Source organism: Methylobacterium sp. OAE515, assembly GCF_041806315.1.
GTDB lineage: Bacteria > Pseudomonadota > Alphaproteobacteria > Rhizobiales > Beijerinckiaceae > Methylobacterium > Methylobacterium tardum.
Genome location: NZ_JBGMUV010000001.1, coordinates 952012 through 971346, shown reverse-complemented (window position 1 = coordinate 971346; position 19335 = coordinate 952012). Strand labels below are relative to the sequence as shown.

Below are 19335 nucleotides of genomic sequence, written 5' to 3'. Positions count from 1 at the left end.
GCTGCTCTGCCGCCGCTCAACCGCCCGGCTGATCGCTGGTTAGAACCTGCTTCGGCTTGGTTGACGTTCCGTATCTTCAGTTGAGCCTGAGGCCGCAGATACAAAAAGCCCCACACGGCAGCGCCGGCGGCGCCTCACGAGGACGTCAATCCGTCCAGCCTAGATCCGGCGAACGTCAGGGTCGCCGTGTATACCGATTCTCCTGCCTCATCACGCACGGTCATGGAGACGGTTTTGCTACCCCCGTCCGAGGGGATCGCGTACCGGGCCATCTCGGATAAGCTTAACGTCGCCTCTCGGCGCGCGCGAGCGAGATCGGTGCATTCGATCCCATCCTCGTCAGGGTAGAATTCGTCGTCCTCATAATCGAAGAAGTAGCGCGGCATTCGGCACTCCCCGCGACGTGGTCTCAGAGGGCAATGCCGTGCAGCTTCGGCCTCACGCGGATTGGGTCCACATCAATTGAAGAGTTTGGGTGCAGCGGCCGCGTCTTCTGCCGACCGCGACCGACACGAAAAAGCCCGCGCCGGCGAACCGGATGGGCGTGGCGCTAGCCTAAGAGAAGGCCGGCTGACGAGTGTTCTGCGGTGCAGCAGGCAGCGCATCTTCGGTAGACGCTGCCCCGGAGCCCTCGATGCAGCCGATCAGGTCAGCTTCGGACATCGGTCTGCCATCTGGGTCCAGAGCAGTGATGTTGGCGTCGCCTCGAGCGGTAAAGTCCCGCAGCTTCTTCAGCGCCCACTCAGCGGTCGGACAGTTGTAGGTAACGTTGCCGTGAGGCCGCATGCTTCGAACAACGTAGATGCGCGGCGAACTCATCAGACCTTTATCCCTGCGGCACCGAGTATGGCGCGCTGTTTTATGATACCGACACGATTGTTTCTAATCACACGCTCGACATCAACCGCGCTGGGGTCATCTGCCTTGCGTAGCATGTCTGCAGCAACTGCAAGAGACGCGAGTAACTGCTCATCCAAAGCTATGCTGAGCGCCATCCTGCGATGGAGGCGATCGCGTTCAAGATCGGTAGGCTTCCTAGGCTCCGACATGGCTGCCTAACGGCGCAACTCGAAATTCGTTCGCTGCCAACGGTTGTCGTAGCGAGATCGGCCCTAGTTGGGTCCCCGGCTGCGGATGCTGCGGGGAGCCGATGTCGGTCCACATCACGAAAGGTGCTCAGGAGAATGCCATTGCGGCAGCGCTTCTGGTCAAGCATCTCGGGAAGTTGCTGATCAGCACCGGAGTGGTGACGAACACAGAGGCCGCGAGAGTGGTACGGGCGGCCGAAGCGGAAGCTGCCTCGCTTGGACCGGATTCCGGTCCTGCGATCGCCGAGGTAATTCGCGAGACTGGCCAGGAGTGGAAAGCTTCCGAGTAGATACGGCACGAAAAGCCCCGCGCGGCGGTGCCGGCGGGGCTGAAGTGGTCTTGAGAGGAACGGCGGACGAGTCGCAAGCGGCGGGCCACCCGGACGTCGCGCACGAAAAAACCGCCTCGGCCGGGGCCGGGCGGTTCGAGGTTGCTGCCTTGGGATGCTGGTAGACGCGCGGGCAGCGACGCGGTTCCGATCAGGGCGGCCGCTGCCGGTCCGCGACCCAGCCGCCGACGAGTAGGCCGATCAGCACGATCATATCACCACCGGGAAGCGATAGGCTGCTCAACGACGATCGGATTGCCACTCGCTGTCTATGTGGCGGCAGCTCGCAACACCGGGAGAGATGATGCCTCGCGCACAGAAGCTGACCGGACTGCACCCAAGCTGCCTGTTTCCAGGAGAGCCCGAGATCGCAAAACTGATCCTCGGGCCGACGCGCGCGAGGTTGTGGCCTTCGCTCGCCATTGTGCTCGAGCGCCGGGGCCTGCCGAAGGTCGACCCCCAATTCGGCGGCCGCTACTGGCCTAAGGTGTGCGCCTTTCTCGACCGGCTGCAGCTCTTGGACGAAGATTTGCGAATCACGGTCGAGCATAAGGCCAGCTCAGCGAGCCATCGCACAGGCGGTGCTCGGGCGCGCAGGCAAGATCCGCAATGACAGGCCAAGGTCGCAGCCTATCTCGTATCGATGCCCCCTGCCTCCTACCTCACCAAGTCCGCCCTCGCAGCCGAGCTGATGATCAGCGAGAGCACCGTGGACGATTACGTCCGACGGGGCCTCCTGCCGCCGCCGATACGCATCTCGCCCAGCTGCGTGCGCTGGCGCTGGGCTACCTTGGACGCGATCCTGCGGGCCTCAGAGAGCCCGAGATGGTCGGTCGAGGATTCGAGCCCGGAGGAGCGCGCAGCTCGGGAGATCGAGGCTTCTAGGCAGCCTACGCTTCAAGACCGAGCAGCGGCAGAGGGTGTCGCCCGGATACTCGCCGCCGCGCGGGAGCGGCGGAACAAGGGTCAAGTTATTGATCCAGGGGCCGCCCAAGCGATCGCAGCTTCGAAGGAGCGGTCACGCCCGGTGAAAAAGCCCAAGGGTGAGAAGAGCTGAGGAACCAGGCTGCTATGCCTTGCGCAGCCGCACGCCTAGCACCTCGCTGTGCCCGAACACGCGTCAGCCAATGTGCTCGGCGGCCCACTCGTCGAAAGACGGTCCGTTGTCAGCGACTAAACCGGAATGGCGATCAAGCGCGCGGTCGATCGCCTTACGATCCCAGCGGTTCGTACCCTTCATGGCTTTAGGCACGATCCCCTTCCGGACCCAATCGTCGAAGGCAGACAACGAATCGCAGCCGCAATACTCCGCGGCTTGCTCGCGACTCAGCCCTCGAGGAAGCATGCCGAGCGGTAGCTTTGTCATTGCGCCAATGATCCAGTGTCATGCAGGCCTCAGCCCGTGCTCAATGGGCCGCCCCAATCAGCTCACCGTTCTCCGGGTTTGAACGGCGGCTCCTTGCCCGGCGGCACGCTCTCCTCGGCCATGCTCAGCAGCATCGCGACCGTCACGTAGGTGCCGGTGAGCGTGGTCAGATCGACGACGCCTTGGTCTCCAAGCACGGCCTTGGCGCGTGCGAAGGTCTCGTCCGAGACCGCCTGCTTCGTGGAGAGCTCCATGCAGAAGTCGTACACGGCGGCCTCGTCGGGCTTCATGCCTTCCGGCCGCTTGTTCGCCTTAAGGTCGGCTGCGACCTGCTCGGAGAGGCCAGCTTTGATCGCCAGAGGGTAGTGGGCATACCATTCGACCTGGGAGCGCCAGAGGCGCCCCTGGATCAGGATAGCGAACTCATTCAGCCGTGTGGGCACCGAGGTATGCCAACGCAGGTAATCGAGAAGGTCGTACATCCGCTGGGCCATCTCGGGGCTACGGATCATCGGGTTGTACGGGCCTCCGATCCCGACGCTCGAAACCTTCATGATCTTCTCGCCGACCGGACGCTGAGCCGGCGTGAGTTGATCCATCGTCAGCTGAGGGAAGCGAGGTTCGCGACCGAATGCGCCCGAGGATGATTGAGCCGCGAACCATCCCCCGGCGGCCGCCACTATAGCGACGGCAGCGATGCTTTTGGTGCTGAGCAGGCTCATGGATCCCTCCCTGACGCGGGCGCGCTCAGGCGCGCCTCTGTGTTGAGGGATAGTCCGTCATGCCTCCGCAGAGATCCAGTGCCTCGACCCAGCTCGCACAGTCCGACCTGGTTGCTTCAGCCCTGACTTTCTTCGGCTTCCTCGTGCTGCTGGGTCGCCGTGAGCGAAGGGAGCTCGGTCAGAGGGACCTCTTACCGCACACTCGCTCGACAGCGTCCCCGCTATCTTCAGGCCGGGTGTTGAAGGCGATCGGGACCCTCGGCGCAGCCTCCCGGGCTGTGTTGATGAGGGTCTCGAACACCGGCAGGTGCCGCGGCCAGGAGCGTATGCCGGCGCCGATCACGAGGCAGTCGTAGGAGCCTGATGTAAGCATCTGCTTCAGGATTGGGCCGGCCTGATCGTCTGGCCGGATGAAGCACTGCTCGGCGGTCCAGCCGCGGCCGCGCATTTCCTCCAGTGCCACCTTGATCCCGTGGTGGATCTTCTCGGCGTTCAGCCCGGGCGGGAGAGCTGGGTCCGAGAAGTCGACCGCCTCCGGTTCATAGCCCACCATCAGAACGCGCATAGGACCCTCCGGCGCAGGGCACCGGACTGAGCCGGCCACCTCGTCAGCTAGCAGCCAAGCGGGCGCGCTCAAGCCTCAACGCTCATGCGTCGGACTAGCTGTCTGAACCCTGGCAGACATCTCACAGAGTGCGCTCGGCAATGCCCTTCGTGTTGCGCCCGTGTTGCTTGGAGCAACCGCAATCGCGTCGGCTCACAGCGTAACCCATTGTAAAACAAGGATCTGTGTTGCGACGTGTTGCGGACGCAGAAAAGGCCTTCGTCGCAAAGAAAAACCCGCCAAGTCATTGACAGGGCGGGGTAAATTCTGGCGACCCCGGTAGGGCTCGAACCTACGACCTGCCGCTTAGAAGGCGGCTGCTCTATCCAGCTGAGCTACGGAGTCAGGAGGTCAGGAAGCCCCAAAAGCCACGGGTTCCGCCCTCGGTCAAGCGTTTCCGCCACCACGCACTTTCCGTCTTGGAGAGAGGCTGAAAATGCCAAGCTCATAGCGGTGAACCGGTTTTGGCGGTGGATCCCCGTTTTGCCGGTGAACGATGTCCCTGGCCGTCCGAATACCGTCCGAGTTACGCATTGGCCGGAAGCGGGAGGTGCCGCCGTTAGCCCAGCGCGTGGTGACCGGGTTGGCCGATCAGATCGGTGCCTTGCAGATCCAACTCACCCGACTGGAGAAGGAGTTGCTCGCCTGGCATCGGGACAGCGACCTGTCGCAGCGCCTGGCGACGATCCCGGGTGTCGGCATCGTCTCGGCCACCGCGTTGGCCGCCTCGGTGAGCGAGCCCGAACGCTTCCGCTCCGGTCGGCAGTTCGCGGCCTCGTTGGGCCTGACACCACGGCAGAACTGCAGTGGCGGCAAGGACCGCCTGGGCCGGATTTCGCGCATGGGCGACCGCTACCTGCGCCGGCTGCTCGTAGTCGGCATGACCTCTCTGATCCGGCGTGCGAAGACGACACCGACCTCGGTCGACCCGCGGCTGCCGGCGCTGCTGCAGCGTAAGCCGGTGCGTGTGGTGACTGTTGCGGCGGCCAATCGCACGGCGCGGGTCGCCTGGGCGATCATGACCCGCGGCGGCACCTACCGCGCACCGGCGGCCACGGCCGCCTGACAGCACGCAGGGGAGACGTTTCCAGGTTGCGAGGACGATGAGAGTTGATGGCGAACCGGTCAGACCGGGAGCCGGGACACCCCGCCGCCTGTCCAGGGCATCATAGCCCGCAAAGCAGAGTGGGACCCAGCTCGCGGATACCATCAGGGCCAGCGGTCAACATGAACGACTGCATCAACAGCCGGACACAAGACTGCACCCGACCAACGCGTCAGAAGCTCAATTCGCCACTTGCAATGCGGGAGCCATCCACACAGGACAGGCCGCTTACGGCCAGATTCCGACATTCATGGCCGCCCAGATTGTCGGTTAGCCGACCTTCCGGTAGCCCGAGGAGGGCCCTACGCGGCAGCAAACGCTTCCCAGCATCATTGGGGGCAGCTCGGCCGTAGATCCGTGAGAGCCGTAAACATCATAAAATACAACTTTTATGATGTTCGGGGCTAAGCTGCTTGGATTGTTGAACTAATATCGGCGCTCGCTTCGTGCTCAATCTGGAAACATCATGCTTTGCTGCGATGGCGCACAAAGTGTGAGGTTTCGGTGAAGCAGGCGCGCGTACCCACGGAGGCTGAGTTCAAACGCTTGGTAGCGGTGGTAGGGCAGGGAGGCACGGCCGAAGAAATCGAGCCGCGCTGATGCTCAGCTACCTTGCTGGCCTACGCGTCGGCGAGATCGCGGCGCTCCGTTGGGGCGATCTCCTCGATGCCCAGGGGAGGGCGCGCGAGCAGCTCCGGCTGAGCGCGGCCGTGACGAAGGGCGGGCACGCGCGGGTGGTGTTCATGAACGCTCGACTGCGACGTGAGATCGAGCAATTCCGGTCCACGCTGCCGGCACCGCCCCCGCGCACCAGCCCGTGCTCGTCACCCAGAAGCGCACGGCCTTCAGCCCGAACACGCTGAGTCAGCTCATGCGCGGGTTCTACGATCAGGCCGGCCTGGATGGCGGCTCAAGCCACAGCGGCCGGAGATGGTTCATCACCCGCCTCGCACATGCCGGGATTTCGCCTAAGGCCATCATGATGCTCGCAAGTCACCGCCATCTCTCGACCACGCAGCGCTACATCGACGTCAACGACGAGATGATGCGTGCGGCTGTCGAGGTGCTCTGACCACGACCGCGGTATCAGCCCATCGCGGTTGCGACCACCGTCAGCCGCCTGCGGTACGAGACAGGAATCGGCGCGTTTAGGACCGTAGGTGGAAGTCGAGTAGCGCTCCCTGCTCGTCGCGCAGATCGCCACTGCTAAGCTCCCGATACCACTTTGTCAGACCGTGCCCGGAACCTTGGCTATAAGGGCCGATTATCCCAACACGGCCACGCTTGGTGTTTCAGCCGGAGAAAAACGATGCGCGTTGTTCAGCTGCTGATCGCATCGTGCATACTCATGACGGCCGGCGCGAACCTGGCCTCCGCCCAGTTCGTCGATCCCTTCAAGGTTCTTGAAGAGGCAAAACGTGATCGCCTGGAGCTAGATAAGCGGCTCGCACGGGAAGCGGCGGAACGACGGCAAAAGGAGAAGGCGGAGCAAGCTGAGAAGCTGAACGCGCAGCGCAAGCTCGATCAACAAAGAGCTGCGGCCGTGAGCGCTTCCCCTCCAGTCGCGTCAGCAGAACAAGCTTCGGCTTCCCAGAAGCCTGCACCCAGCCCCGAACTGCGAAACCCGCTCACTGTCTCCGGCGATGCTGCAGGAGGGTCCTTAGAAGCTACCAAGACAAGTGCCCCAGCGGCTCCTGGGACCGTAGCGGTTGTAGATCCATCACCGGAGCGGTCGGACAGCACCACCCACGCGGCTCCCGTCGCGAACTCCACCACAGCTCCACCGATCACGACAGGCGCTCCAGATGTGCCACTCTCAGCAACCCTGTCTCCCGATCCTTCGAGCGCTCCCCCTGTTGCCTCTGAACCCCCGCCAGGAACGCCGCTGGTTGGCGAGGTCACGAGGCCCGTTGTTGCGGCTCCTGCACGCGTACTGATCACGGTCGACAAGGCCACCCAGCGCATGCGGGTGACGGTAGATGGGAAGCTGCGCTACTCGTGGGCGGTCTCAACGGCACGAGCGCCCTACAGGACCCCGGCAGGCACGTTCCACCCTTTGTGGCTGGCAAAGGTGCACTACTCCAAGGAGTGGGATGACGCCCCGATGCCCTATTCGATCTTCTTCACAGCAGCCGGGCACGCCATCCATAGCAGCCGCGCCACACGCCAGCTCGGTCGACCGGCTTCGCACGGATGCGTCCGACTTGCGCCGTCCCATGCTGCCGCGCTGTTCACGCTCGTGCGGGCTGAGGGTGCGGGCACGACCAAGGTCGTGGTCACCAACGGTGCGGCGGCAGGAAGAGCAGCACGGGGCCGCACGGCCGACGCGCGTGCTCATCATACACGGCGCGCATCGTCTGACATTTAGCCGATGGGATCTGGCGGTGGCTGGACCCGGTAAAGCGGCTCTGGGCACGCCCGCCCGGCTGTAGAGCACGTCAACGCGTAACGGATCGCAATTCCGGCGGGACGCGTTACAGCCGCGTCCTGATCATGCCGAAGCTGCTCCTCACACCAGCGGCGGCGCTCAGCGCCGTCGTTCTCGCGACGCCCGCCTGGGCTGCGCCCTCTGAGAGTTCGACCGAGACCGTGGAGCAGGCGCTCTGCCGTCTCATCGAGGGCTCAGCCAAGGCTCGCAATCTGCCGGTGCCGTTCTTAACCCGGCTGATCTGGCGCGAGAGCAGTTTCCGCGTCGGTGTCGTGAGCTCGGCCGGTGCGCAGGGGGTGGCGCAATTCATGCCCGGTACTGCACAGGAGCGTGGCCTTCTCGATCCATTCGACCCCGAACAGGCGATCCCGCACGCAGCGCATCTCCTCGCTGACCTCAAGCGACGGTTCGGAAATCTCGGGCTCGCAGCTGCGGCCTACAACGGTGGCGCGCAACGCGTGACGAACTGGCTTGCGGGCAGCGGCGACCTGCCGGCTGAGACCCGCGCCTACGTGCACTGGATCACCGGCAGCCCGGCCGAGGAATGGCGTGGCGGCAAAAGTGATGAGATTGGCCCACCGGAGGCTAATCACGCGAGTGAACAGAACAAGCTCAGCAAGCCCACCGGAGATTCGCGAAAGGCCGGTCCCCCGGAGATAGCTGCCGCGAAAGCGAACGATGCAGAGCGCAAGGTCGAAGCTGCGGGGAAACCGAGAGCCGCGCGGCAGGAAACGCCACAAACCTGCATGCAAGTGACCGCGGCTCTGCAGATCCCGTCCCGAGCTGATCGCTTCGCCGAGCGTCCACCGTCGGGCGAGAACCGGTATGCCCGCGATCACGGTACCAGCCCTGTCGAGAAGCCGGTCCCACCGCCCTGGGGACCCTGGGGCATTCAGCTCGCCGCGAACTTCTCGAAGGCGCTCGCCCTGCGGAGCTTCTCACAAGCGCAGGCAACCTACGCCAAGGTCATTGGGCAGACGCGCCCGATGGTCATCGGCACGCGAATGCGCAGCCGTGGTACACAAGCGTTCTACCGGATCCGCATTCCGGCTCAGAGCCGGGAGCAGGCTGATGCGCTATGCGCTAAAATCCAAACCGTGGGTGGTGCCTGCCTCGTTCTGAAGACCTGAGTACCCGGTTCCTGTTCAGCGCGGAAGCTTAACCTAGGCTGCCGTATTGACCAGCTTTTGCTCACGCAGCCATCAGAAATCCAACCTGCTACACGGAACGAGATTGGTGCTCCGCGGCAGGGGTTCATCCGCCGCAGGTACTCAGTTTGTCAGCAGCATCGATGCTGACGCCTGTCGTCCTCGATGAGCTCGCCGCCCATGCTATCCTCAGGCTCGAACCAGGAGGCATTCCATGTTCCCGAACCTCAGTGTCTACGCTGCCGCGATTATTCTTGCCTTCGGAGTCTCGAACGCAGATCCAGCCTGTGCCGAACAAGTCGAAATGGTGACCCCCAAGTTTGAGCAGGTGGTTCCCAACCTACCGGGCAAGTCGCTGGTCGTCGTGGAGGTAGATTATGCGCCCGGCGCAGCCTCTCCGCCGCACAAGCATGCGCAATCGGCGTTCGTCTACGCCTACGTGATCTCCGGTGAGATAGAGTCGCAGGTAAACGGTGGCCCGGCCCGCATTTTCAGAGCTGGCGAGAGTTGGTCAGAGCCGCCGGGCGCAACCCATACTATCAGCCGCAATGCAAGCAGAGATGTTCCCGCAAAACTGCTCGCGGTCTTCATCGTCGACACCAACGACAAAGCTCTGACGACACCGCTTTCGAAATGAGCCGGTGAGATCTATTAAGATTTGATTAATTAATTGTGCGTCGGCTGCGTACATATCATTTTGCTGCAGAACGTTCGGTGTCAACGCTCCATAGACAGTATATTTGTGTCCTAAAATTTGTTTTTATATGAATTCGAGTCTCTGTCCGATAGGACATGAGCTTTCAATATATACTGCAAGCGCCACGGCGAGCTCAACCTGGGCGCCTGCAATGCATCTAGCGCAGAGGAGAACGCGATGACCCGTCAATCTGACCTTATGATTGTCGTTCCGGACAGCAAGCTTGCAGCGGCGGCGACTGAACTCATCCGAGACACTGAGAGCGACCTGCTGTTTCATCACTCGACCCGCGTGTACTTCTGGGGAGCTCTCATAGCGGCTCGAACGATGATGCGGTTCGACCCTGAATTGCTCTACGTCGCGGCCATGTTCCACGACATCGGCTTGACCGCCCGTTTTCGGGATAGTCAGCTCCGCTTCGAAGTCGATGGTGCCAACGCGGCGCGTGACTTTCTCCGGAGCCAGGGCATCACTGAAGAGGACATCGAGACAGTGTGGAACGCCATCGCGCTTCACACGACACCAGGCGTGCCCGAGTTCATGCGTCCGGAGATTGCCCTCGTCCAGGCAGGAGCTGGTATGGACGTGGCCGGTCGGGGCTACGACCAATTCACAGACGCTGAGCGTGAGGCCGTCGTCTCTGCCCATCCCCGAGAAGCGGACTTCCAGCATAGGATTATCGACGCTTTCTATCAGGGTATGAAGCACCGGCCCGACAGCACCTTCGGCACCTTCAACGACGACATTCTGGCGTACAAGGATTCGCACTTCCACCGAACGGACCTGTGCAGCGTCATCCTCTCCTCAAGATGGTGCAGCCAACCTCAAACCTGATGCAAGTCGAAAGCAGCCAGCATGTGTTCGGCGCCGATCTGGCCGGCAGTAATAGGCCGTATGCAGTTGTGGGAGACCGAGCCGCGCGTCGCCTGAGCAGGACAACCGCTTGTTCGGCTCGTCTGATTCACGGCACGAATGACGGCAATCGGCGAGCGATAAACTGCGGGCCCTTGGCCTGAGCTGGGGGTATGGGCCGCACAAGGGAGAGGAAGCGATCACTCGCTTGGGGCCAGCCTGACGGCCGGCCGCACCTCAATTTCACGATGAGGTACTAGCTATGACCTACGAAAGCTCGATCCCGACCACGCCTCCGATGACCGCGGCGCGGGTCCATGCCTTCGGCGACATCAATGCCATCGTCGTGGAAAAGATCGACCGCCCGATCCCCGCCGAAGGCGAGGTGCTCGTGCGCGTCCAGGCTGCTGGTGTCGGTCCGTGGGACGGCTGGATCCGGGCGGGAAAAAGCGTGCTCCCTCAGCCTTTGCCGCTCACGCTCGGCTCCGACATCGCCGGCGTTGTTGAGGCGGCCGGGCCTGGGGTGAAAGATTTTCAGACAGGAGACGCGGTGTTCGGCGTGACGAACCCACAGTTCACTGGCGGCTATGCTGAATACGCCGTCGCTTCGGCGAACATGATTGCTCTGCGCCCAGCGTCGCTTGAGGCGGTCGAGGCTGCAGCCCTACCCGTAGCTGCGGTGACTGCCTGGCAGGCTCTGTTCGACCAAGCGAAGGTCGATCCCGCTGATGTGGTGGTCGTCCACGGTGGGGCCGGTGCTGTCGGCGCCTATGCCGTGCAGTTCGCGAAGCAGGCCGGCGCGATGGTCATCGCCACAGCCGGCGCGCGCGACAGAGGCTTCGTTGAAAGTCTCGGTGCAGACAGGTTCGTGGATTATCGGTCCGAGCGTTTCGAGGACGTCGCGGCCAATGTCGACGTTGTAATTGATCTCGTCGGGGGAGCGACGCAAGACCGATCCTTTGCAGTTCTCAAAGCCGGCGGCGTGCTGATCTCGGCGGTGTCGCAGCCTGATCAAAATCTCGCAAAGATACATGGCGTTCGAGCCGCGTTTTTCCTCGTCGAGGTGACCAAGACCGAATTGGAGGCGCTCGCGACATTGATCGGCGAACGTAAGTTGTCGGTCGACGTGGGTTTGGTGCTCCCGCTCTCAGAGGCTCGGAGGGCTCACGAGATGCTGGAGGGAAGGTCCGCCAAGCCACGCGGCAAGATCGTTCTCACTGTCAGCTAGACTGCTAAGGCGATGTCGTAGCTTTTGCAGCAATCGCCTTCAGCGCGGCCGACATGGGCATAACAACGGCATCAGCGGACGGACCTAGGCCATGGCGGCCGGCCAAATTGGCTGGTTCGTTGTAGGACAGGAAAGTCGTTCCGGCCTCATCCTGCCAAACCAGCGCTTTCAGAGGTAGATCAATTCCAATGGTCTGGGCCGCTTGCATCAATGGCGTGCCGCTCTTAGCAGCACCGAAGATCAGCAGATCCGTCGGTCGCAAAGGTAAGCTCACGGTGGCGGCGCCGGCCGCATGGTCTATACGCGCGAATACCGTCAACCCTTTGGCCTTCACCTCGCTCTCGAGACGGCTCATTGTCTCAGCCGGTCCGAAGGCGCTTTTGATCGTCACGAGTCCATCAGCAGCCATGGTATTCGCTCCGAACACGCTGAGAGTTGCCAGTACCATGATTGCGGCGAATTACGCCAAGCGTCCCATCGCACGTGCCCTGAAAGGGCGAGTCACTGTGATTCGGTTGAGGTGCGAGTTTTAGAAAGCATCCAAGCCGGATGATATCACGTGCAGCGATCGAGCAGCGTTCGGGAATAGGTCGCGAGAACGCGTCACAACGGCGTCCGCTTGTCCTGTGTGGATGGCTCCCGCATTGCAAGTGGCGAATTGAGCTTCTGACGCGTTGGTCGGGTGCAGTCTTGTGTCCGGCTGTTGATGCAGTCGTTCATGTTGACCGCTGGCCCTGATGGTATCCGCGAGCTGGGTCCCACTCTGCTTTGCGGGCTATGATGCCCTGGACAGGCGGCGGGGTGTCCCGGCTCCCGGTCTGACCGGTTCGCCATCAACTCTCATCGTCCTCGCAACCTGGAAACGTCTCCTCTGCGTGCTGTCAGGCGGCCGTGGCCGCCGGTGCGCGGTAGGTGCCGCCGCGGGTCATGATCGCCCAGGCGACCCGCGCCGTGCGATTGGCCGCCGCAACAGTCACCACACGCACCGGCTTACGCTGCAGCAGCGCCGGCAGCCGCGGGTCGACCGAGGTCGGTGTCGTCTTCGCACGCCGGATCAGAGAGGTCATGCCGACTACGAGCAGCCGGCGCAGGTAGCGGTCGCCCATGCGCGAAATCCGGCCCAGGCGGTCCTTGCCGCCACTGCAGTTCTGCCGTGGTGTCAGGCCCAACGAGGCCGCGAACTGCCGACCGGAGCGGAAGCGTTCGGGCTCGCTCACCGAGGCGGCCAGCGCCGTCGCCGAGACGATGCCGACACCCGGGATCGTCGCCAGGCGCTGCGACAGGTCGCTGTCCCGATGCCAGGCGAGCAACTCCTTCTCCAGTCGGGTGAGTTGGATCTGCAAGGCACCGATCTGATCGGCCAGCCCGGTCACCACGCGCTGGGCTAACGGCGGCACCTCGGCCGCGTCTCCGGCCGAGAGCCGGGCCGCCAGTTCGAGCGCGTGCCGCAGGCCCCGCGCCATCTCGATCCCGAACTCGGCGAGCAGGCCGCGGATCATGTTCACCAACTGCGTGCGTTGCTTGACCAGCAGGTCGCGCGTCCGGTGCAGCGCCAGCGCCGCCTGCTGCTCGGTCGACTTCACCGGCACGAAGCGCATGCTGGGGCGCGTCACCGCCTCGCAGATGGCAGCAGCGTCGTTCGCATCGGTCTTGCCACGCTTGACGTACGGCTTCACGTAAGCCGGCGGCATCAGCCGCACGTCGTGGCCGAGCTTCATGAGTTCCCGGGCCCAGTGGTGCGCCGTGCCGCATGCCTCCATGCCGATCAGGCTACGCGGCAGCTTGGAAAAGAACGGCGTGGACCTGAAAGATGCTCTTGGCCAGATCGATGCCGACGGTGGTGATCTCCATGAGAATGGCTCCTGCATCTGCGTGGCTGCTGTTCGACAGCAACCACATCTTGGCACCGAGATGCCGTCAGTCGGAGCGGGAGCCATCCACCCCATCTGCTTTTGCAGGTGCGCTTCTCCGAAGCGGACGGGCCGCTTTCGGCCAGACTACGCCACGCCGGATCGCCTGGCCGGGCAGAACCGGACCTTCGGCTTTGCGCCCTTTGCCGCCGTACAGCCTCACTTCAGCGCATCTCGGAAGCAGACGCCTCTTCAGCCGTCGACACGCCGCGGGTTTGGAAGCCGCGTGCACGTACGCACTCTGGTCGAGACCATGAATGTGAAGGTGGCAATGGCCGGCTGCGAAGAGCGCGTCATCGGTGAGTGAGCATCAGCGGTTGTGAGGCGAGGCGCCGATGATCCGACGCAAAACCCGGCCAACCTGCGCGGCCGAATAGGGCTTGTGGATTAACTCGAAGCCGTGGCTGTCCTCCTGGGCCAGGACATGGCTGTAGCCCGAGGCCAGGATCACCGGCAGGGTCGGAATGCGCATGCGCAACGATTTGGCGAGCTCGATCCCGCCCATACCTGGCATGACGACGTCGGAGAAGACGGCCTGAAAGCCTGCACCGTCCGTCCCGAGACGCTCGAGCGCCTCTTCGGCGTTGACGACCCACTCGGGTGCGTATCCGAGATCCTCCAAGATCTGGGTGCAGAAGCCTCCGACCTCCAGGTTATCTTCCACGAGCAGGATGCGCTGGCCGAGACCGGCCGGCGACAGAGCGGCGTCGGGGTCAGAGACAGGGGCTTCGGCAGCCCGGGTCGAGACTTCGGGCAGGTAGAGGGTGAAGACTGTCCCCTGGCCGCTCTCGCTTGTCACGTCCACGTCGCCGCCGGACTGCTTGGTAAACCCGAACACTTGGGAGAGCCCGAGACCCGTGCCGCGCCCGACATCCTTGGTCGTGAAGAACGGCTCGAAGATGCGCCCGAGCACCTCCAGGGGGATGCCAGAGCCGGTGTCGGCGAGCGAGACCGCCACGAACGGCCCCCGCGAGCCGGCGTGCCCCCGGATCATCGGCATGGCCCGCCCGGCCGCCACCCGCATCGTCAGCGTACCGCTGCCGTCCATGGCGTCGCGGGCGTTGACGGCAATGTTCACCAGGGCCGTCTCGAACTGGTTGAGGTCGGCGCGTACCAGGGCGGGTCTGTCCGACATCTCGACCCTGACTTGGATGCGCGCGCCTGTGATGGTGTCGAGCATCTCGGCCACGCCGCGCAGGCGTTCGCCGACCTCGAACACCTCGGGCTTCAGGGACTGGCGACGTGCGAAGGCCAGGAGCTGTCCGGTAAGCTTGGCGGCGCGGTCGACGGTGTCGGAGACGGCGTCCATGTAACGCTTGCGCCGGTCTTCCGGCAGATCCGGGCGACGGAGGAAGTCGACGGACGAGCGGATGATAGTAAGCAGGTTGTTGAAGTCGTGCGCGACGCCGCCGGTCAATTGCCCGACCGCTTCGAGCTTCTGGGATTGCCGCAGGTCCTGCTCCATCCGCTCGCGCTCGACCGCCTCGGCCAGGAGCCGGTCGTTCGCCTCAGCAAGCTCGGCCGTGCGGGCCGCCACTTGGCTTTCCAGGAGAACGCCTGCCTCGCGCAGGAGCACGGCTTGCGCCTCCAACTCGGCGTGGAGCGCGACCACGCCCCGGTTCGTCTCGGAGAGTTCCTGATTCAGGCGCTGGGTTTCCTCCTCGCGCTCGGCCAGCGCGGCGAGGCTGCGCAGAAGCTCCCGGTTCTGCTCGCGCAACGCGACCAGCGGTTCCTCAGTCCTGGCCCGGGCGACATCCTCGGCCAGGGTCGCGAGACTCGGTCCCGTGAAACGTCCGGTCCCGGATGGGAGCCGCTTCCCGAACGTCACGACAGTGCCGTTGCCGGCCACCGTGTCGACCTCGAAGCGGTCCATCAGCCGCCGTGAGCCGGTGATGCCGATGCCGAGGCCCGTCGTCGAGCGGAAGCGACCTTCAAGGATGGCGTCGAGTTCGGCGATGCCCGGTCCCTTGTCGCTCACCCTGATGACCAGGAACTGCTCGCCTCTGTCCCGATCGAGCTGGTCGAGGCCGTACTCGATGCGACCGCCCCCAGCGTAGCCGTAGGCGTTGCGCGCGATCTCGGACACTGCCGTGGCGATGCGGGTCTGGTCCTGGATCTCGAAGCCCAGGCGCTCGGCCAGCCGGCGCACGCGCTGGCGCACCGTCGCGATGTCGTCCTCGTGCTGGATGGCGCTGGTGAGGAGCGGCCACCTCATCGCGCGCCCTCCCGCACGACGAGCACGGTGGCATCGTCCCGGGCCCTGGCGAAATCGCGATAGATCACCCCGGCCACGAGCGCCGGATGGGCGGCCGCGAGGCCGGGGTGGGCGTCCAGCGACCAAGCCGTGGCGATCCCGTCCGAGCACAGCACGAACAGGTCGTCCGGGCGCATAGGGTACTCGAACTCCTGGATGCGCCGAGCCGCGTGCCCCGCCGTCCCGGCGAGGCTGACCGTCCGCTTGGTCACGGTGCCGGAGACGACCGCACCCAGCACGTTGCCGATGCCCGCAAACGCGAGAGTGCCCCGGTTCCGCTCATACCGCGCGACGGAGATCGCACCGCCTCGCGTGTGCGACAGGCCTGCATGGATGGCGGACAGGATCGCGGCGGGCGGCTTGTCCTGGTGTCTCCGGAACAGCTTCAGCGCCTCCTCGGAAGCCTTGGCGGCCTCCGGCCCGTGGCCGAGGCCGTCCGACACCACGGCGGTCCAGCCGTCGGCGCGCTCGCGCACGGCGTAGGCGTCGCCGTTGGCGGTCTCACCCTTCAGGGGGACCGCCACCGCCCCATAGCCCGGCACGGCGTCCGAAACGGTCTTCCTATCGATTGACAAGCGCGCCAACACCGCCGTGCCCAGCCCGGGGCGGGACACGATGTCGAAGGCGTCGGAGATGCGGCGCACCGCGCCAAGGCCCTCGCCCGCGCTGCCGCCCGTGGAGTGTCCGTCCGTCAGGGCCAGGCCGAGATTTGAGAATCCTTCGCCCTTGTCGAGCACGAGGATCTCGACGCCCGAGCCGGTCCCGTCCTCGTAGGTGCCGACCAAGACCTCGCCCGGCACGCCGTACTTGACCACGTTGGTGGCGAGTTCGGTCACCACGAGCGCGATGCGGCCGGCCGCGGTCTCGTCGAAGCCGATGGACTGAGCCACGGCCACCGCGCGTCGTCGGGCCTCGGCCACCTGGCTCGCTTCCGTGACGGTAACCCGGTCCATGTCATTTCCACCGGGCGATCATGACGCGCGTGCCGACGCCGGGCGTCGACTCGATATGGAACTCGTTCGAGAGGCGCTTGGCCCCGCCCAGGCCGAGGCCGAGGCCCTTGCCGGAGGTGTAGTGGTCCGTCATCGCCTGCTCGATGTCGGCGATGCCGGGGCCCTGGTCCTCGAAGGTCAGGCGCAGGCCCTTGCGCGTCCCGGCCTGGACGCTCTCCGCTCGGACCTCGCCGCCCCCGCCGTAATCGAGGGTGTTGCGCGCGAGCTCGCTCGCAGCGGTGACGATCTTCGTCTGATCGACGAGCCCGAGGCCGATGTCGATGGCGAGCGCACGCACGCGCTGCCTCACGCGGACGACGTCGTCACCGGACCGGACGGGGATGGTCTCAGTCTTCGAGACCGTCACGGTCGCTCCCATACCCAGCGCCGTCCCCGGCCAAGCGCGCCTTCAGCAAGGCCATGCCGCGCTCGACGTTGAGGGCCGTCCTGATGCCGGTGAGCTCCAAGCCGAGCTCGACCAACGTGATGGCGACCGCCGGCCGCATACCGGCCAGGACCGTTTCCGCGTCGAGGACGCGCGAGACGGCCGCGATGCTCACCAACATGCGCCCGATGAAGGAATCGACGATTTCCAGCGCCGAGATCTCGATGAGCACGCCGCGCGCGCCGGTGCGCGCGATCATCGCCGTCAGGTCCTCCTCCAGGGCCAGCGCGAGGCGGTCGTGCATGTCGACCTGGATGGTGACGATCAGTGTGCCGCCGAGCTTGAGGATCGGGATGCGGTCCATGGCCTCAGCGGCGCTCCTCAGCCGCCTGCTGGCGCACAACCTTGCGCCCGGTCCGCCTCAGGGCGAGCGCGAAGGCGTCGGCCAGCGTCGCCTTCGAGATGACGTTCAGCTCCACGCCGAGATGGACCATGGTCTGCGCGATCTGCGGCCGGATGCCGGAGACGATGCAGTCGGCGCCCATCAGGCGGGCGGCCGCCACGGTCTTGAGCAGGTGCTGCGCCACCAGGGTGTCGACGGTTGGCACGCCGGTGATGTCGATGATGGCGATCTCGGCCTCTTCGTCGACGATGGCCTGGAGCAGGTTCTCCATCACGACACCGGTGCGGGCACTGTCGAGGGTGCCGATGAGCGGCAGCGCCAGGATACCGTCCCAGAGGCGAACCACGGGCGTGGAGAGTTCGGCGATCTCCTGCCCCTGGCGCCCGATGACCTCTTCGCGGCTGGCCAGGAACACCTCCATCGTGAGCAGCCCGAGCCGGTCGAGCACCTTCCCCGCCGCCCATACGCCGGCGGCCAAGGCCGAGGCGTCCGCGGCCGACTTGCGCCGCAGCGCCTCGAAAATCGGCTCTTTGAGCGAGAAGACGAAGTTGGCGGTGTCGGTCGGCGTGAACCCCTGGATCGCCCGCGAGCGGGAGATATCGGCGAGGTTCTCACGCAGCGGGGTATAACTTTCCGCGTCCGCGTCGACCCCACCGGACGAAAGTCCGTCCCGAAGCTGGCCGAACACGGCCTTGGCCTGGGTCTGGAGCTCTGCCTCTCGGATCCGACCGCTCTGCAGGGAGGTCCCTTCCCGGAGAGATATGTTCCAGGCTTCGAGGATGGCGGCCTCGTCTTCCGTGAGCGTCCTTTTCAGGACCTCGGCGCCGTCCATTCGCATCAGGTTTTTCCCATCGTTATGATGCAGTCTCTATCCCGATACTGAGCCTCTCGATAGGCGGCATCGCTACAAAGGAGCTGACCGCGGCAAGTTATTTCCCGCCTTCGGCTCTACTTCTTGTCTCGTTGATTTCGGCAACAGGGATCGCTGCATTGCCGCCGCGGACGCCTCATGTCCCCTGGGCGCGGGCCCCAAACCAAGATAACTTACACAAAGGTGAGGCCTGACCGGTTATCGAAGATTTTATCAATGCGGCGGCAGCGGCGGCGACAGGACAGCGCCAGCATATGAGAAGGCGGCTTCCTGGATCGACAGGGACTATCCAAATCGAAGCGGTTGCTTGTGGAGCAGCGCCTCTGCTCTCCCGTCCGACCTCCTCTAGAACTTTCCAGCGGCTGACGCCAACTTCAGGCGATCAGATAACCCGAGGACGGGCGTCTCCAAGAGCTACTTCCGGTCGCGAAAGACTCTCGCATCAGGTACGAAACGCCAGGTTCGAAAGACTACGTTCTCAACTGTTTCGGGTGCCTCTCGTCCGGCAGTGTTTTGCGGACATGATGCCGGACGATCTCGGCGCTGAACGGTTTGCCGATGAACGTCGCGCCCTCCGGCAGGTCGCCGGGCTCAGGCGCGGCCCGGCCCGAGGCGACCACGACCGCGATGTGTGGCCAACGCTCGTTTGTCTGCCTTGCCAACTCGAAGCCGTCAGCGCTCCCTGGCATGTGCACGTCAGTAAAGAGAAGTTGAACCGCGTCGTGATGCTGATCCAATATTCGCAGAGCCTGAACGACGTTCATCGCCTCTAGCACCTGAAACCCCGCATCCTCAAGGATACTGGTCGCCTCCATCAGGATCAGGGCGTCGTCATCGACGACAAGGGCGTGGGGCGCATCGCCCTTGGAATCATGGGTCACACAGCTAAAGCCCGCTCGGGAGTGGAAGGTTGCCTCCCGATGGAACCGGAATCTGGCCAAATCGACCGATTT

Annotated in this window: 20 protein-coding genes, 1 tRNA gene and 2 pseudogenes; 9 read left to right on the top strand and 14 right to left on the bottom strand. The window is 64.2% G+C overall.

Annotated elements, in window-relative coordinates; genetic code table 11:
• Positions 1–134: 134 nt before the first annotated feature.
• Complete coding sequence (locus ABIE45_RS04670; RefSeq protein WP_192709768.1) at positions 135–386, bottom strand: hypothetical protein; 252 nt, start codon at positions 384–386, stop codon at positions 135–137.
• A 169-nt stretch (positions 387–555) separates the two neighbouring features.
• Positions 556–819, bottom strand: coding sequence for a hypothetical protein (locus ABIE45_RS04665; RefSeq protein ID WP_192709769.1), 264 nt, complete (start codon positions 817–819; stop codon positions 556–558).
• A 331-nt stretch (positions 820–1150) separates the two neighbouring features.
• On the opposite strand from ABIE45_RS04665, the gene ABIE45_RS04660 reads away from it, so the two are divergent.
• Entirely contained in the window at positions 1151–1378 is a 228-nt protein-coding gene (locus ABIE45_RS04660; RefSeq protein WP_192709770.1) for a hypothetical protein, read from the top strand.
• 1159 nt (positions 1379–2537) lie between these two features.
• Here ABIE45_RS04660 and ABIE45_RS04655 read toward each other — a convergent pair.
• The 4 genes from ABIE45_RS04655 to ABIE45_RS04640 all read right to left on the bottom strand — a co-directional run bounded on the left by ABIE45_RS04655 (position 2538) and on the right by ABIE45_RS04640 (position 4454).
• Positions 2538–2783, bottom strand: coding sequence for a hypothetical protein (locus ABIE45_RS04655; protein WP_192709771.1), 246 nt, complete (start codon positions 2781–2783; stop codon positions 2538–2540).
• A gap of 62 nt (positions 2784–2845) precedes the next feature.
• A complete protein-coding gene (locus tag ABIE45_RS04650; protein WP_192709772.1) occupies positions 2846–3505 on the bottom strand; it encodes a carboxymuconolactone decarboxylase family protein in 660 nt (219 codons plus the stop codon).
• Between the two features lie 178 nt (positions 3506–3683).
• Positions 3684–4070 carry a hypothetical protein gene (locus tag ABIE45_RS04645; protein ID WP_192709773.1) on the bottom strand — a complete coding sequence of 129 codons (387 nt, stop codon included), beginning with the start codon at positions 4068–4070 and terminating at the stop codon, positions 3684–3686.
• A gap of 307 nt (positions 4071–4377) precedes the next feature.
• A tRNA-Arg gene (locus tag ABIE45_RS04640) sits at positions 4378–4454 on the bottom strand.
• 196 nt (positions 4455–4650) lie between these two features.
• Here ABIE45_RS04640 and ABIE45_RS04635 point away from each other — a divergent pair.
• The 8 genes and pseudogenes from ABIE45_RS04635 to ABIE45_RS04600 all read left to right on the top strand — a co-directional run.
• Positions 4651–5175, top strand: a pseudogene (locus ABIE45_RS04635) (IS110 family transposase); the annotation flags it as partial.
• Positions 5176–5813: 638 nt separating this feature from the next.
• Complete coding sequence (locus ABIE45_RS04630; RefSeq protein WP_373622172.1) at positions 5814–6077, top strand: hypothetical protein; 264 nt, start codon at positions 5814–5816, stop codon at positions 6075–6077.
• A complete protein-coding gene (locus ABIE45_RS04625) occupies positions 6032–6286 on the top strand; it encodes a tyrosine-type recombinase/integrase (protein ID WP_373622171.1) in 255 nt (84 codons plus the stop codon). The genes ABIE45_RS04630 and ABIE45_RS04625 overlap by 46 nt, the downstream gene beginning before the upstream one ends.
• Positions 6287–6523: 237 nt before the next feature.
• Positions 6524–7582 carry a L,D-transpeptidase family protein gene (locus ABIE45_RS04620; RefSeq protein WP_373622170.1) on the top strand — a complete coding sequence of 353 codons (1059 nt, stop codon included), beginning with the start codon at positions 6524–6526 and terminating at the stop codon, positions 7580–7582.
• 125 nt (positions 7583–7707) lie between these two features.
• Positions 7708–8772, top strand: coding sequence for a transglycosylase SLT domain-containing protein (locus ABIE45_RS04615; protein ID WP_192711757.1), 1065 nt, complete (start codon positions 7708–7710; stop codon positions 8770–8772).
• Positions 8773–9004: 232 nt separating this feature from the next.
• Positions 9005–9427 carry a cupin domain-containing protein gene (locus ABIE45_RS04610; protein ID WP_192711756.1) on the top strand — a complete coding sequence of 141 codons (423 nt, stop codon included), beginning with the start codon at positions 9005–9007 and terminating at the stop codon, positions 9425–9427.
• Between the two features lie 237 nt (positions 9428–9664).
• The gene (locus ABIE45_RS04605) at positions 9665–10321 is read left to right on the top strand and encodes an HD domain-containing protein (RefSeq protein ID WP_192711755.1); all 657 of its coding nucleotides are present in this window, start codon (positions 9665–9667) and stop codon (positions 10319–10321) included.
• 280 nt (positions 10322–10601) lie between these two features.
• Positions 10602–11567: an NADP-dependent oxidoreductase gene (locus ABIE45_RS04600; RefSeq protein WP_373622169.1), complete on the top strand. Its 966-nt coding sequence runs from the start codon at positions 10602–10604 to the stop codon at positions 11565–11567.
• Positions 11568–11571: 4 nt separating this feature from the next.
• Here the strand turns inward: ABIE45_RS04600 and ABIE45_RS04595 are convergent, their stop codons facing one another.
• The 8 genes and pseudogenes from ABIE45_RS04595 to ABIE45_RS04560 all read right to left on the bottom strand — a co-directional run bounded on the left by ABIE45_RS04595 (position 11572) and on the right by ABIE45_RS04560 (position 19263).
• Complete coding sequence (locus ABIE45_RS04595; protein ID WP_192711754.1) at positions 11572–11976, bottom strand: DUF302 domain-containing protein; 405 nt, start codon at positions 11974–11976, stop codon at positions 11572–11574.
• A 472-nt stretch (positions 11977–12448) separates the two neighbouring features.
• Positions 12449–13418 (bottom strand): annotated as a pseudogene (locus tag ABIE45_RS04590) (IS110 family transposase).
• A 369-nt stretch (positions 13419–13787) separates the two neighbouring features.
• Complete coding sequence (locus tag ABIE45_RS04585) at positions 13788–15692, bottom strand: ATP-binding protein (RefSeq protein WP_192711557.1); 1905 nt, start codon at positions 15690–15692, stop codon at positions 13788–13790.
• Positions 15689–16684, bottom strand: coding sequence for an ATP-binding protein (locus ABIE45_RS04580; protein WP_192711558.1), 996 nt, complete (start codon positions 16682–16684; stop codon positions 15689–15691). The genes ABIE45_RS04585 and ABIE45_RS04580 overlap by 4 nt, the downstream gene beginning before the upstream one ends.
• Position 16685: 1 nt before the next feature.
• Positions 16686–17090 (bottom strand): anti-sigma regulatory factor, encoded by a 405-nt coding sequence (locus ABIE45_RS04575; RefSeq protein WP_192711559.1) that lies wholly within the window; start codon positions 17088–17090, stop codon positions 16686–16688.
• Complete coding sequence (locus tag ABIE45_RS04570; RefSeq protein ID WP_147029161.1) at positions 17071–17472, bottom strand: STAS domain-containing protein; 402 nt, start codon at positions 17470–17472, stop codon at positions 17071–17073. The genes ABIE45_RS04575 and ABIE45_RS04570 overlap by 20 nt, the downstream gene beginning before the upstream one ends.
• 4 nt (positions 17473–17476) lie before the next feature.
• Entirely contained in the window at positions 17477–18349 is an 873-nt protein-coding gene (locus tag ABIE45_RS04565) for an STAS domain-containing protein (protein ID WP_192711560.1), read from the bottom strand.
• 503 nt (positions 18350–18852) lie between these two features.
• A complete protein-coding gene (locus tag ABIE45_RS04560; protein ID WP_373622168.1) occupies positions 18853–19263 on the bottom strand; it encodes a response regulator in 411 nt (136 codons plus the stop codon).
• Between the last annotated feature and the right edge of the window lie 72 nt (positions 19264–19335).